The sequence below is a fragment of the Galliscardovia ingluviei genome (genome assembly GCF_014635685.1).
GTDB classification, from domain to species: domain Bacteria; phylum Actinomycetota; class Actinomycetes; order Actinomycetales; family Bifidobacteriaceae; genus Galliscardovia; species Galliscardovia ingluviei.
The window spans coordinates 852,597-866,270 of record NZ_BMDH01000001.1 but is presented as its reverse complement, the minus strand read 5'-3'; the positions used below and the strand labels follow the sequence as shown (position 1 = coordinate 866,270).

Genomic DNA, 13,674 nt, shown 5'->3' with positions numbered 1-13,674 from the left:
GTAATGACTGGACATACTGGACCGCGCAACACTCGCGCCTCTCGTATTGGATTGGTAGTAGCTGCTAGTACAAGTGCTTTGGCTTTAATCGCTGGGGCAGTGGCTCTAGGCGTCGTAGTGCCAGGCGAATCATCACTGATGCAGTTACCCATGGGTGAAGGTAATTCGGTTAGTGTACAACAAACAGTACAAACACAAGTGTGCCCGGCGCAAATGGCTTTGATTGATACTGCTTCGTATGGTGATGAAGCATTTCGCACTACATCTGGCAATATTGCTACACATTACCGAGTAGCGGCATTAGGTGGTTTGGTAGCGGGGCAGTTTGCTCATTTGAACTCTCCGAATATGCTGTGGGATATGGCGACAGATACCAAAGGTGTGCAAACTTTTGCAGGTACAGCAGATGATACTGCAACAATTTTGCAGGCAATGCTTACCAAGCAGCAAGAAGGATATGGTATTGCTGGCAGTGCTGTAAGTAGTGCTACCGAAGGTGATTTACGTGGTACTTCGGCCATGGCATGCGGTCAGCCTGAGCTTACAGCACGGTTTTTGCTGCCCAGCACAAAAACGGGGTATGCGCAGCAGCTTGTATTGACGAATACCGCTGCAAAACCTACAACAGTGCATATTCGCGTTCATGGTACCTCGAGTAGCCAAGCACTGGCGTTAAATACAGAAAGCGCGGTTACTGTAAATGCGCAATCAAATCAGGTGATGAATCTTTCAGCAGCTGCGCCTAATGAGCAAGGTGTCTATGTTGAAGTTACTTCTGATGTAGCACCAGTTTTCGCTCATGTGCGCATTGTGGCCATGGAAGGGCTAACGCCTAAAGGTTCTGAGCAAGTTGCAAGTCTGGCATCAGATGGTGTGATTACGTCGATAATGCCGCAATTAACAACAACTGCGAGTATATATAGCGATCAATCTGGCAAAGCGACTTGGTATTGGATTGATGAGCAAGGCGAACACGAAGCAAAGGCAGTGAATGTACATGCTGGCACAGTAACTAACTTAGATTTGGGTAAGGCTCCAGATGGTGCAATTGGAGCAGTGGTGCGCAGCGAGCAATCACTTGATATTGTTAGCTCAATTATGCAGACGATGGACGGTGAACAACAATCAGATTTTATGATGGCAAGCCCATCTATCCGCGCTACCAGCTCTGCAATTGCATTACCACAAGATGTGCATGCCACACTCCATGTGGTCAACGGTGGCACTGATACTACATCGGCAAACTTTATTGCATACAATGCTGACGGCAAAGAAGTAGGTAGTAAGAAGCTCGAATTACAAGCGAAAACTGGTGTAAGCCTTGAAACACAGGATATTGCTCAGGATAGTGCTGTAATAGTTATGCAGGTTCAGGGACACCATGGTGATACGCCATTGCAATGGTCAGCTACAGTGCATGGGACTAGTGATCATCAGACTGCTAATCTTGCACAAATCCTGCCGACTGCATTAGAGCCTTCATCAGCATCTGTTGCGTTGCAGTATAGCCAGCGCGTGGTGTCATAATTATAAAGCTACTTAGTTCATTGCGGTGCGATATTGGTTTACAACCTAGAGATACTGCTTAGCAATTGCAATAGCGGCTAATCCATATCCCATTGTGGATCAATATCGCGAGGGTCTTTGCCAAGAAGCTGAGCAAAACGCTTGGTAATCTCATCTCGAATAATAAGTTCGCACGCATACCTATCACGGCTGCGATGTTCAATGGGCATGCGATACAGCACGATTCTCATGCGCTCTCCATGCTGTGCAGGAAAGCCTTGTGATAATGCGACACGCTGCTCTTCCCACGCGAGCGGAACACTTGGTGGAACATCTTCAATGGCACAATCACATTGCGCAACTTCTTTAGGAAATTTGGTAGCAAGACGCTTAAATTGTGCAATAACCAAGTTATCAAAGGTTCCTTGGCGGGTACGGTATTGGGGCATTTTCATATGAAACATCGGTTGACGCATTCCGCGACCATGACGATCTCGATAGGTAGAACCAAGCCATGGTACGATATGTTCTGGCGATGATTGCATCTCGTATGAACGCTCATCATGTATGGATAACGCATGCGACATACTTGTAGCATATCGTGTACTATGTGAAAGTTATAAGAATTAGGTGTATAAGCGCGTTTCTTAAATGATACGGTGTATATACAGGTGTGGGTTTGACTTGCAGGAGGCACAATGGAGTGTAATGTCGATATTCATGAGGCAACAGCTGCACAAACTTGTGTTTTACCTCAACATATTCAGGCAATTGCATGTGATTTAGACATGACATTGGCATTATCTCGCCAGCCGATAGAGCAGTCTATGGCTCAAGTATTGTGTGAATTATCTTGGCATATGCCGCTTGCTATTGTTTCAGGTGGAGCTTTTCACCTATTTGAATATCAACTTACACCATATGTGGATGCTCAAGCTAATCGAAAACATATCTATTTACTGCCTACGAGTGGAGCTAGGAGATATGAATTTATCAATGACACGTGGCAATGTGTGCAAGCGCATGATTTAAGCGATGATGATAAGCGCATGGCTATAGCGTCATTAACTAGAAGAGCGCACGAACTAGGACTGTGGCTTGATGATAGTATGGTACAAGGTGACCGTATTGAGGATAGAGGAGGTCAAATTACTTTCTCTGCGCTTGGTCAGTTAGCAAGTCGAGCACACCGCGAAGCATGGGATCCTCAGCGTGTGAAAAAGAATGCGCTGGCGCGACTTGTGGCGCAAGATTTGCCTCACTTAACAGTGAAAACGGGTGGTTCTACTAGTGTTGATGTGATTGCACCTGGCATTGATAAAGGTTTTGCAGTGCGCTCACTAGCCGAGTTGTGGCATATTGATGTTCGTAGTATTGCATTTTTTGGCGACCGTATGCAGAACGATGGCAACGATTGGCCAGCCGCTAAAGAGGGCGCCTACGCTATCCATGTGAATAATCCTGATGAAACCTATACTGTGCTGTCTGCATGGGCGCAAGCATTGGCGCAACGTAAGCTGTGCTAATCATGGAAAGTCTATGGCATACTATCGAAGAACTGGTAGACGCACAGCGTCGTGTGATTACAGCTTTCGGTTTACTGCTATTTCCTAGAGGATGTGCAGGATGTGGCAAACCTGATGAAGTGGTATGTCCGCAGTGTTATCGTCAGCTCACGCAGTGGCAGCAGCAGTCTATTGATACGCGTATTTGCAGTAGTGGCGTGGTTTGTTCGTGTGCACGCTATCAAGGTGCTGTTCGACATATGATTTTGTCGTGGAAAGATAAGGGCGATTGGCAGTGTGATCGAGTATTTGCTCAAAGTATGCGCTCGCTTATCACACATGCTGATATTACTACTGTGTTTAATCAGTTGCCGAAAACAATAACTATTCTTGTAGTTCCTGTGCCATCATCTCATGCATCGCGCCGCAAGCGGGGTAGGTGGCATACAGTAGTTCTTGCTCGTGCAGTAGCTCAACAATGTCGCACACAAGGTTGGAACGCGCAATCGGTGGCATTATTGAGTATGCGTCTGACTGCAGCGAAGTCGCTAACATTATCGCGTGGCACTTCGCGCTCCACGCGTCTTGCTGGACGCCTCAAACTGACAAGAAAAGCTGTACGATATAGGAATACGCATGGTAATACGCCGTTATGTGTGATTCTTGTTGACGATATTATTACTACAGGCGCCACAATTCGCGCATGTAGCACTCAACTGCAAGAAGCTGGTTTTCCTGTATTTACAGCGTTAAGTATTGCTATGGTATAGCGTTTGTATCGCTGCACATGAATGTACGTATGAATGACCTACAAGGAAGTAGTATTGATTAGTGCTACTTTACGATACTGTCATCGATGTGCATAGGAAGCACAACTTCAAAATTAGTGCCGCGAGGGTCGTCCACGACCTGAATACTGCCGCCGTGCAATCCTGCAGCCCATCGCGCAATTGACAAGCCTAGACCCGTACCACCTGAGCCAGTGCCAGGTTTACCGGTGCCTTTAACATAGCGGCGGAAAATATCATTACGCGCCCCACGCGGGATTTGTGAACCAAAATTGATAACATGCGTAATAATTTGATTATGCTGCTCTTTTGCAGTTACCTCAATGAGCACCGTAGTATTATCAGCAGAATGCTTTAGTGCATTACCAATAATATTGGTGAAGAGTTGCCGTAGCCTATTTGGATCACCCTCTACCATAATTCCTGTCGGGGCTTGTAAATGAATATCATGACCGTGCCCACCATCAGCAAGTTCAAGCGGCTCAATTGTTTCATCAAGGAACTGCGCGAAATCAAAGGTTTCAATTTCCAAACTTGCAGCTCCCGCTTCAACACGTGACATATCAAGCAAAAATGCAATCAAATCTGCAAGGCGATGTGTTTGATTCAGAATGCTTTCAAGATTAGCAGGAGTTGGCTCTACTACGCCATCGGCCATATTTTCAACTTGTGCTTGCAAAGCAGAAACAGGTGTACGCAACTCGTGAGAAACATTCGCAATCATATCGCGTCGCATCTGGTCGGCATGTTCAAGCTCAGCGGCCATAGCATTAAATGCACGTGCAAGCTGTCCAATTTCATCGCGTGAATCTTCAATATGATCAACGCGAATAGAGTAGTCCCCATCAGCCATAGCGTCAGCAGCCTTGCGCATTTGGCGCAGTGGGGCAGTAAGACCATGAGCAAAACCGTAGGTGATACCTAGCGCTACGGCAAGCGTCAGCGGCATAGCAATCCAGCCACTCCAACCCCATTTCAGAAAATGCCAAGCTAAAGCAAAAGCAATAGCTGTTGCAATAACAATGAGCACACTGAGTTCCATTTTAATAGAACGAAACATGCCAATAGGGCGTCCAGCTACTGTAGCAGCAACACGTTTACGCCTGCTTGCAAAAGACTGATCATAGGCATTAAAGGAGCTCGAAAACTTGTTTTGCTCACTGCTTTTGCCTGTGCCTTGAGTACGTTTTGCTGTGCTTGGTGGAGTAAACGATGTTGTTGCCATACCAATAAGATCCTTGAAATTAATAAATGCGATAAGCGTGGCGAAGTTGCAGATTGCAAACTGCTCTCGCTTATACGGCTTGCATGTACTCCTCTTGCTTATTGCTCAACAGGTGGCTCAAAAGCGTAGCCAACGCCATGAACAGTACGAATTAAATCAGCACCAAGCTTATGTCGTAATGCTTTAACATGAGAATCTACAGTACGAGTAGTGCCAGAGGCATCAATCCAATCCCATACTTCCTCAAGGAGCTTCTCGCGAGTGAGCACGGAACGCGGTTTACGGGCGAGAGTTGCCAGTAAATCAAACTCTGTTGGTGTTAAATGTACCTGCTTGCCATCAAGTGTGACAATACGTTGTGCAGGGTCAATAACGAGTGAACCAAAATTCAATACTTTCTCATGTTCAGAGTGCTTAGCAATATCTTTTGCACGTTCTACACGGCGCAGTAATGCCTTGCAACGGGCAATAAGTTCACGCATAGAAACAGGCTTGGTCATATAATCATCTGCACCCGCGCCAAGACCGTTAATTTTATCAATCTCACTATCACGTGCGGTCAGCATCATGATAGGCACAGGGCGTGCAGCAGAAATACGCTTCGTTGCCTCTAAACCATCCATAACTGGCAGCATAATGTCCATAATAATTAAATCTGGTTTGAGCTGCATTGCTGCCTGCACTGCACTAGCACCATCTCCAGCAACGCGCACACTCCATTTTTCAGCAGTAAGACGTTGGGCAATTGCAGTGGCTAATGTTGGTTCATCTTCAACTACCAAAATGGTGTAAGGGGTACTTGCCATTGGCGTATTCATGCTTTTCCTTCACTTTTGTGCTTCGCTAATATGCGTTCTGCACGTGCTGTACTATAAACTCTACCGCTATTATAGTCGATGCCAATACAGTTTGCCGAAGGATTGCTGTAACTTAGCTGTGTATTTACTGAAATAGGCAGCCACATTACGCAGCTGCCTAATTTGAATTCTGATAATAGCGTATTGCTACATATTTATAATGGTAACTTACTATTCTTCCTCAGCTACGGGCTTCAAAATAATGGCACCAAGTGCTGGAACAGTAATTGAAGCACGATATGGGCGAGAGTGATACTCACGCTCTTGCGCCACAATATGATCATTATGAATACCTGAACCACCATAGCGCTCGTCATCGGTGGTGAGTATCTCTTCCCATGCTCCACCCTGAGGGAGAGGAACAATATAATCTTGCCATGCAGAGCCGGAGAAGTTCACTAACACAACAATTGGATTGCCAGCTTTATCAAGTCTCATATAGCTCAGTACGTTATGGTCAGCATCGTCACTAGTCAGCCATTGGAAGCCGGCAGGGTCAAAATCAAGCTCCCATAATTGTGGAGTATCGACATACAGAGCATTAAGGTCCTTCACTAGATCATTAACACCCTGATGATCTGGCCATTCCAAAGCATCCCAATCAATGCTTGCGTTGTAATTCCATTCGCCATACTGCGCAATATCATTGCCCATAAAGGTCAAATTCTTGCCCGGGTGAGTCCATTGATAGGCAAATAGCGCACGAACGCCGGCGAACCGTTGCCAATCATCGCCTGGCATCTTGCCAAACAGTGCACCCTTACCATATACCACTTCATCATGGCTAATCGGCAGTACATAATGCTCAGAATAGGCATACATCATAGAGAAGGTAATTTCACCATGATGCCATTTGCGGTTAATAGGGGATTCGTGCAAGTACTGCAACGTATCATGCATCCAACCCATATTCCACTTCAAACCAAAACCAAGTCCGCCGCCATCAGTTGGTGCAGTAACTCCTGGCCATGCAGTAGATTCCTCCGCGATCATCATAATGCCAGGATAACGACCGTATGCTGTTGCTGTAGTTTCTTTAAGGAAATCAATAGCTTCGAGATTTTCACGACCGCCAAACTTATTCGGTCGCCACTGACCTGCACTGCGACTGTAATCCAGATAGAGCATAGAGGACACAGCATCAACACGCAATGCATCCACATGGAACTCATCAAGCCAATAGCAGGCATTGGCAACAAGGAAGTTTCGTACTTCATTGCGTCCGAAATTGAACACATATGTGCCCCAATCCGGATGCTCACCGCGCAGCGGATCTGGATCTTCATACAATGGTGTGCCATCAAAACGGGCTAATGCAAAATCATCCTTAGGGAAGTGCGCAGGCACCCAATCGACAATTACACCAATACCTTCTTGATGGAAAGCATCAATCAGCGCCTTTAATTCATCTGGAGTACCAAGGCGAGATTGTGGTGCATAATATCCGGTAACCTGATATCCCCAAGAGCCGGTAAATGGATGCTCGGCTAGTGGCATAAATTCCACGTGGGTATAGCCCATAGACTTTACATAAGGGACCAGCTCTTCGCGTAACTTCGTGTAATCGTAGCCCTGTTTCCAGCTGCCGGCATGTACTTCATAAATGCTAATAGGCTGGGTATGTGGGTCAGTATCTGCGCGATGCTCCATCCAAGTGCTATCTGCCCATTGATGGTGAGAATCGACGACAATAGAAGCTGTTTCTGGTGGAATTTGATGATAGCGTTCCATGGGGTCAGCTTTTTGCTTCCACTCATTGTTAGCATTCAAAATTTCATACTTGTAGCGCTCGCCAGCACCAATGCCAGGAATGAAGAGTTCCCAAATACCAGAGGAGCCGAGTTCTCGCATGGCATATTGCCTGCCGCCCCAGCCGTTAAAGTCGCCGACTACGCGCACTGCATGAGCATTTGGAGCCCACACCGCAAACGAGGTGCCGCTAACATGACTGGTATCGCTGCCATCTGGTTCGCCCATAGGGTCTTCGTAGGTACGCACATGAGCGCCAAGGACTTCCCATAGACGTTCGTGGCGACCTTCGCCAAATAAGTACAAATCCATTTCGCCCAACGTTGGCAAATATCGGTATGGGTCATCATGCAATGTTTTGGTGCCGTCTTCATACTGTGTCGCAATGCGATAATCGGGCACGTCACCAGCATGTTCGACTGGAATTACTGCGGTGAAAATACCGTTAAATTCGTGCTGAGCTTCGTAGGATCCGTCTTGGGTGATAATAGTGACGGTTTGGGCGAGTGGTCGAAGCACTCGAATTGTTACCCAAGGCTCACTATCGCCGTGTGGATGTACTCCAAGCACAGCATGAGGATCGTAGAAGGTACCATTGCTCACGGCATCCAAAGTGTGGTGATCAACGTTGATCGGCTGGGGGATGCTTCCCGCGGTTTGTACTGTAGCCATAGTCTCAGTGTACCAATCAATTATCGGCTGTCAGCTCCAACGCGCGGAAAGTTCAAAAAATGATACAAGGAATGTGCTGAGCATATCGCGTGGAGTTTGCACAGAGCAAAATTATAGGTCGAGACTTTATGCAATTATGGATTGTCCAAATTTAGCATGGAGGAATTGCAATATGGGATATCAAATCGGCGACACCGTTGTATATCCGCGGCATGGAGCTGCACGAGTTACAGAAATTAGTGAACGAGAAGTTGGCGGTGTGACTCGCAGATATCTCAAATTACAGGTTTTGGCTGCTGACGGACTTGAGATTCAAATTCCTGAAGAGAATGTTGAAAAAGTTGGTGTCCGTGATGTTGTTAATGGCACGGCAGTGTCTCAGGTATTTGAAATTTTGCGTACTCCAATTGTTGAAGAGAAAACTAATTGGTCTAGACGCTATAAGTTGAATGTTGAAAAAATTGCTACTGGCGATGTGAATAAAGTTGCCGAAGTAGTACGTGATTTGGCGCAGCGCGATGATGATGAGCATGGACTTTCTGCAGGTGAAAAGCGTATGCTTACCAAGGCGCGCAATATTTTAACCAGTGAAATCGCGCTCAGTGAGTCATTGAGTGAAGAAGAAACACAGCGTCTGCTCGACGTAAATTTGGGTTATGCAGATCCACAACCTGGTGATGAGCAGCATCATACTCAAGCGCCTGAAGAGCCTGTATATGAGACTTTGCATCGTCTTGAGCAAGAACGTTTAGCTCGTTCCCGTAAGCGTAGGGCTTAGTGCTGATGTGCTGTGTTGCGCTGTAATATAGACGCAGTTTTATAGGGAATTTTATTAGATTTAATAGAGTGCTTTGAACCGCATTGCGACTAGATTGGAGTAATCCGGATTGTAGCCGCGATGCGGTTTATTGGTACTTTGCTGGTTTTGTGCTGTCTTAAGGATAGGTAATTAGAGCACAAACTCTGCAATCAATGTGTGGGATGAATCGGAAGTGTGCTCATAGTACATCATGCTGTCCAGATGTTAGCCTGGTAATCAGCCAAATTAGCGTACTAATAGATACGATAATAAAGCTTGGTGGCGCAGGAAAAATTGCAGAGAGTACTAATCCGCTCCAAATGCTGACAAGGCAAATAAGTGTTGCTACCACCATAGCGCTTAATGGGGAGCGAGTGAGCATACTTGCTGTTGCTGCAGGGGTAATTACTAAGGCAAACACAAGTAACGTGCCTACAGCGGGGACGGCAACAGTAATAACTCCAGCCATAATGGCCATAAAAATAATATTAAGTGCGTGAACAGGCACTCCGCGTGCTGCAGCGACCTCGGTGTCTAATGAGCTGAATAGCAGTGGTCGATACACAATGCACATTACGAGAAATAGCAGTGCGTCAAAGATGGCGAAACCAATAATCTGTGCCGTGCTAATGGTGAGAATGGAACCAAATAAAATAGCTTGCATTTGTTGAGAGGCGCTCGATGAGAGCCGAGCAAAAAAGAGTCCCAAGCCTGTGGCAAAGGCGAGTACTGTGCCGGTAGCAATTTCGCGTTCGGACACCTTCTTGCCCAGTGTGCCAATAACTAATGCACCGCCAAGGGCAAAAGCTCCTAATCCTGCTGCGACAGGAAGCCCTAGGAGTACAGCTCCTGTTGCGCCAGGCAAACCAATATGTGCTAGGGCGTGTGCTGCAAATGTGGAGTGGCGAATAATGGTGAAATAGCCCATCATACCGCAAGCAATGGCAATAAGGATGCCAGCAATAAAGGCTTGAAGCATGAAATCAGATGTGAGAATTTGCGTCCACTGTGTATTAATCAGTGATGTCATAGGTGCTCCTCAGAGTCAGTATGCGATAAAGTCAGTATGCAGTTGTGTTGCAAGTATTGCATAACCGCTAATGGTGTTTTTGGTTTAAGTGCCCTTGCCGTGTGCTGGCACTAGCAGTGTGCGTGAAATTGTGCCGCTTCAAGCACATTATGTGTGTCTATCGTTTGGTGATGTGCCGAACTATGCGGAGTGACAAACATATCACCTTGTGGAGTGGTAATAACTTCGACTTCGGTGCCGTATAAGTGCGTCAGCAATTTCGCATCCAATACCTCAGACATCGGTGCATAATGAGGATGTCCGTCAAGGAGGTAAATTGCTCCGGTTAGTATCGGTAGGAGCATATTGAGATCGTGTGACACAACCTGTACGCTCATATGCCAAGCAGTATTAAGCGTGGCAAGTAAATCTACCAGCGACTGCTGGCTGGCAATATCAAGATTTGCTAATGGCTCGTCTAGTAATAGTAATTCCGGTTTGCTTGCAAGAGCCTGTGCTATAGCCGCGCGTTGGCGCTGTCCTCCTGAAAGTTCGCCCAATCGGGCATTTGCATAATCTTGTAAATGTACAACTTCGATGGCTTCATGAACCTGTTGCCATTGGTGTTCCGTAGTACGGTGCCATCCAAAGCGTGTACCAGTAAGACCGAGGAGTACTGACTGTCGTACGGTAATTGTTGAATCAAGTCCTGATATATAGTTTTGCGGGACGTAGCCGATACGATGGTTTTGTGTACCGGCTGGCGCTCCTAATACAGTAATGCTGCCTTGACTAAGAGCAAGTAAACCTAGTTCTGCGTTAAGTAGTGTTGTTTTGCCTGTACCATTAGTGCCAACAATGGCGGTTATAGTTCCGGTGGGAATGGTGAAATTTCCGTTGAACCAAATAGTGCGACCGTCTCTGCTGATTGCGGCATTGCTAAACTGCACGCTAGCAGTTGGTGTTTGTGCAGATTGCTCTGGTTGTGGTGTGCTCATGGCTTCTCACATTCTACGTAGTCTTATTGATAATCATAATCAATAATGCGGTCAATGTGCAAGCCAAGAGCGTGTGTTGCATCTTCCAGTTCTTGGTAGTGTTTTCTATATATTTGGATTGACACCAACATATTAGTAGTACTCCAAATTACATAGTTCACTTACCATTATCGGAGTATATTTTATTTACCTGGGTCCACCTGTCCTTCATTTGACGGGTGCTCAGCAGATCCTTCGGAAGATTGACCATTGCCTGCTTGCCCAGTATTTGAAGAAGTTCCCGTGTTGTTACTAGTTCCTGTACTACTAACAGGTTATTGCATCGGCATAGCCAAATCGGTGCTGACATGGTTCACAATAGCTGTAATCCAAGAAGGCAATGAAGCATAACTTGCAGGCATAATTGGACTGAGGTCAAGCATTGGCACATCAGAACGTCCCGCAATACCACCAAGTAGATTGACTGTATTACGTTCGGCATCTGCAGGCTGTGTGGATCGGACTAACAACTGTGTTTGTCTTGCTTCCAGCATGGACTGCATACGTCCCACATCTTCTGTAGTAATTGCCGATCCGTTGTCAAGTGCTTGTGTTGCTGTATCTGGAGTTGCGTCAGCAATTCCCATATCACTCATTAAATACTGACCAATAGTACTCGTGGTGATATAAGTGTATTGTTGCTTATCTTTTGCAATGGCTTGAATGGAATCAGCGATGTTCTGTTCTTCGGTGTTATATGCTTCCAGTTGTTGTTTGAAATAATCAGCATGCTGTTGATCTACATTGCTTAACGTATTAGTAAGCTCTTGAGCTACCGCTTTGCGCACATCTGATGAGAACCATAGGTATGGGTTGTCGCCTGTATTCGCGCCAATAATGCGCGCAGCGTTAATGATTTGTGTATTTTGATTGCTTTGGGTGCTCTGGTCATTTTGAGTACTCTGATCATTTTGCTGTGTAGTAGTTGATTGTTTCATCCAATCGTCAAGTCCTGCTCCATTCATCACAAGCAGTTGTGCTTTATTTATAGTGTCCTGCTGTTCTTGAGTAGGAGTGAAATTGGAAATACTGGTATTCTGATCAGCGATGCATGATGTTACTTTCACATATTTGCCACCGAGCTGGCTAGCAAGCGCACCCCATTGGGGTAGTGAGGCAACAATAGTTATTGGTTGGCTCTCTTGAGCCTGTTGCTGTGTAGTATGTTGCGTAGATGCTGATTGCTGCTGCGATGACGAAGCAGTGCCACAGGCAGATAACCCTAGCAATAGTCCTACGCAAGTGCATACAACAAAGACCGTAGCAAGTACATGCGATAGTATGCGATAGGGAGTATGTGACGCGCGTGTATGCTGAGACAAACCTGACATAATTACTCCTTATCGCTCTGTTAGTTGTATTGTAGCGCGGGGCTTGTGTATTTGTGTTATATCGTACAGTAAGACGGTTGTCGGTAACTGCGTGAACTTAGCTATACTAAAAGGACAACAGTAGTTCAACCAGGGGGATTCATGGTACTGGTATTAGATGGCAAACGTACTGCTGCAGCAATTAAACAAGATCTTGCAGAACAAGTAGCGCAATTAAAAGAACGCGGCATTGTTCCCGGTTTGGGAACTTTACTTGTCGGTAATGATGCTGGTTCAGTGAAATATGTCGCTGGAAAACACAAAGACTGTGCGCAAGTGGGGATTGCGTCTATTGCTCGTACATTGCCTGAAAATGCTACAAGCGAGCAAATCATGAATGAAATACAGTACTTGAACCAAGATCCATCAACTACTGGGTTTATTGTGCAACTACCTTTGCCACGTGGTATTGATAGCAATGCCATGATTGATGCGATAGATCCTCATAAAGATGCTGATGGTATGCATCCATATAATCTGGGTGAGCTCGTGCTTCATCCTTATGGGGATATCGAAACACCGTTACCATGTACGCCATTGGGCATTGTGACATTGTTGGATTATTATCGAATTTCTTTAGCTGGTAAACATGTTGTTGTGCTGGGGCGTGGTATTACTATCGGGCGCACTATTGGTTTATTGCTTACTCGCAAAGAAATCAATGCTACGGTAACATGTTGCCATACGGGCACGGTGAATGTTGAAGATATTTTGCGCAGTGCTGATGTGATTGTTGCAGCCATGGGTCAGGCGCATTATGTGAAGCCTTCTATGATTCGTCCTGATGCGGTGTTGATTGATGTAGGAGTGTCGCGCGTTTTTGACGAGCAGGCTGGGCGATACCGTGTATTAGGTGATGTGGATCCTAGGTGTTATGAACATTGTGCGGCATATTCTCCAAATCCGGGCGGGGTGGGGCCAATGACACGTGCCATGTTGTTGCATAATGTTGTTACTATTGCTCAACATATGGCGTAGGCGAAGTGGATGCAGATAAACCTGCATGTAAGTAAATACAGCGGAGTCTAATAAAGATTTGTTTATTGGGTATCTTCAGTAGCTATTGTGTGTTTGCAATCTCTGACCATGCGCATAGCTGAAAAATCCGGGAGTGTCGCATAGTGAAATCCCTTTGTTTTTGACTATGGTTGCAGGTA

Annotated in this window: 12 protein-coding genes; 5 read left to right on the top strand and 7 right to left on the bottom strand. The window is 45.9% G+C overall.

Going from position 1 to position 13,674, the window contains the following annotated elements; all coding sequences use genetic code 11:
• Positions 1–3: 3 nt before the first annotated feature.
• Entirely contained in the window at positions 4–1,527 is a 1,524-nt protein-coding gene (locus IEU85_RS03575; RefSeq protein WP_188354829.1) for a DUF5719 family protein, read from the top strand.
• Between the two features lie 77 nt (positions 1,528–1,604).
• On the opposite strand, the gene IEU85_RS03570 is transcribed toward IEU85_RS03575, so the two are convergent.
• Positions 1,605–2,093, bottom strand: a complete 489-nt coding sequence (locus IEU85_RS03570; protein ID WP_229714708.1) for a metallopeptidase family protein — start codon at positions 2,091–2,093, stop codon at positions 1,605–1,607.
• A gap of 111 nt (positions 2,094–2,204) precedes the next feature.
• On the opposite strand from IEU85_RS03570, the gene IEU85_RS03565 reads away from it, so the two are divergent.
• The gene (locus tag IEU85_RS03565) at positions 2,205–3,032 is read left to right on the top strand and encodes an HAD-IIB family hydrolase (RefSeq protein WP_188354828.1); all 828 of its coding nucleotides are present in this window, start codon (positions 2,205–2,207) and stop codon (positions 3,030–3,032) included.
• 2 nt (positions 3,033–3,034) lie between these two features.
• Positions 3,035–3,781: a ComF family protein gene (locus IEU85_RS03560; protein ID WP_188354827.1), complete on the top strand. Its 747-nt coding sequence runs from the start codon at positions 3,035–3,037 to the stop codon at positions 3,779–3,781.
• Positions 3,782–3,845: 64 nt separating this feature from the next.
• Here the strand turns inward: IEU85_RS03560 and IEU85_RS03555 are convergent, their stop codons facing one another.
• The 3 genes from IEU85_RS03555 to glgB all read right to left on the bottom strand — a co-directional run bounded on the left by IEU85_RS03555 (position 3,846) and on the right by glgB (position 8,302).
• Positions 3,846–4,859 carry a sensor histidine kinase gene (locus IEU85_RS03555; RefSeq protein ID WP_229714747.1) on the bottom strand — a complete coding sequence of 338 codons (1,014 nt, stop codon included), beginning with the start codon at positions 4,857–4,859 and terminating at the stop codon, positions 3,846–3,848.
• Positions 4,860–5,122: 263 nt separating this feature from the next.
• Positions 5,123–5,842: a response regulator transcription factor gene (locus IEU85_RS03550; RefSeq protein WP_188354825.1), complete on the bottom strand. Its 720-nt coding sequence runs from the start codon at positions 5,840–5,842 to the stop codon at positions 5,123–5,125.
• 210 nt (positions 5,843–6,052) lie between these two features.
• Complete coding sequence (gene glgB, locus IEU85_RS03545) at positions 6,053–8,302, bottom strand: 1,4-alpha-glucan branching protein GlgB (RefSeq protein ID WP_188354824.1); 2,250 nt, start codon at positions 8,300–8,302, stop codon at positions 6,053–6,055.
• Positions 8,303–8,474: 172 nt separating this feature from the next.
• Here glgB and IEU85_RS03540 point away from each other — a divergent pair, with 172 nt between their 5' ends.
• Complete coding sequence (locus tag IEU85_RS03540; protein ID WP_188354823.1) at positions 8,475–9,080, top strand: CarD family transcriptional regulator; 606 nt, start codon at positions 8,475–8,477, stop codon at positions 9,078–9,080.
• Between the two features lie 220 nt (positions 9,081–9,300).
• Here IEU85_RS03540 and IEU85_RS03535 read toward each other — a convergent pair whose 3' ends face one another.
• The 3 genes from IEU85_RS03535 to IEU85_RS03525 all read right to left on the bottom strand — a co-directional run bounded on the left by IEU85_RS03535 (position 9,301) and on the right by IEU85_RS03525 (position 12,478).
• Complete coding sequence (locus IEU85_RS03535; protein ID WP_188354822.1) at positions 9,301–10,131, bottom strand: metal ABC transporter permease; 831 nt, start codon at positions 10,129–10,131, stop codon at positions 9,301–9,303.
• Positions 10,132–10,241: 110 nt separating this feature from the next.
• Entirely contained in the window at positions 10,242–11,108 is an 867-nt protein-coding gene (locus IEU85_RS03530) for a metal ABC transporter ATP-binding protein (protein ID WP_188354821.1), read from the bottom strand.
• A 314-nt stretch (positions 11,109–11,422) separates the two neighbouring features.
• Entirely contained in the window at positions 11,423–12,478 is a 1,056-nt protein-coding gene (locus IEU85_RS03525; protein WP_188354820.1) for a metal ABC transporter solute-binding protein, Zn/Mn family, read from the bottom strand.
• A 141-nt stretch (positions 12,479–12,619) separates the two neighbouring features.
• On the opposite strand from IEU85_RS03525, the gene IEU85_RS03520 reads away from it, so the two are divergent.
• Entirely contained in the window at positions 12,620–13,495 is an 876-nt protein-coding gene (locus tag IEU85_RS03520; RefSeq protein WP_188354819.1) for a bifunctional methylenetetrahydrofolate dehydrogenase/methenyltetrahydrofolate cyclohydrolase, read from the top strand.
• Positions 13,496–13,674 lie beyond the last annotated feature (179 nt).

Bases quoted from the DNA above. Each gene is read 5' to 3' on its own strand.
- glgB (WP_188354824.1), bottom strand. From the start codon at position 8,302: ATGGCTACAGTACAAACCGCGGGAAGCATCCCCCAGCCGATCAACGTT.
- IEU85_RS03560 (WP_188354827.1), top strand. From the start codon at position 3,035: ATGGAAAGTCTATGGCATACTATCGAAGAACTGGTAGACGCACAGCGT.
- IEU85_RS03565 (WP_188354828.1), top strand. From the start codon at position 2,205: ATGGAGTGTAATGTCGATATTCATGAGGCAACAGCTGCACAAACTTGT.
- IEU85_RS03525 (WP_188354820.1), bottom strand. From the start codon at position 12,478: ATGTCAGGTTTGTCTCAGCATACACGCGCGTCACATACTCCCTATCGC.
- IEU85_RS03570 (WP_229714708.1), bottom strand. From the start codon at position 2,093: ATGTCGCATGCGTTATCCATACATGATGAGCGTTCATACGAGATGCAA.
- IEU85_RS03535 (WP_188354822.1), bottom strand. From the start codon at position 10,131: ATGACATCACTGATTAATACACAGTGGACGCAAATTCTCACATCTGAT.
- IEU85_RS03540 (WP_188354823.1), top strand. From the start codon at position 8,475: ATGGGATATCAAATCGGCGACACCGTTGTATATCCGCGGCATGGAGCT.
- IEU85_RS03520 (WP_188354819.1), top strand. From the start codon at position 12,620: ATGGTACTGGTATTAGATGGCAAACGTACTGCTGCAGCAATTAAACAA.
- IEU85_RS03555 (WP_229714747.1), bottom strand. From the start codon at position 4,859: ATGTTTCGTTCTATTAAAATGGAACTCAGTGTGCTCATTGTTATTGCA.
- IEU85_RS03530 (WP_188354821.1), bottom strand. From the start codon at position 11,108: ATGAGCACACCACAACCAGAGCAATCTGCACAAACACCAACTGCTAGC.
- IEU85_RS03550 (WP_188354825.1), bottom strand. From the start codon at position 5,842: ATGAATACGCCAATGGCAAGTACCCCTTACACCATTTTGGTAGTTGAA.
- IEU85_RS03575 (WP_188354829.1), top strand. From the start codon at position 4: ATGACTGGACATACTGGACCGCGCAACACTCGCGCCTCTCGTATTGGA.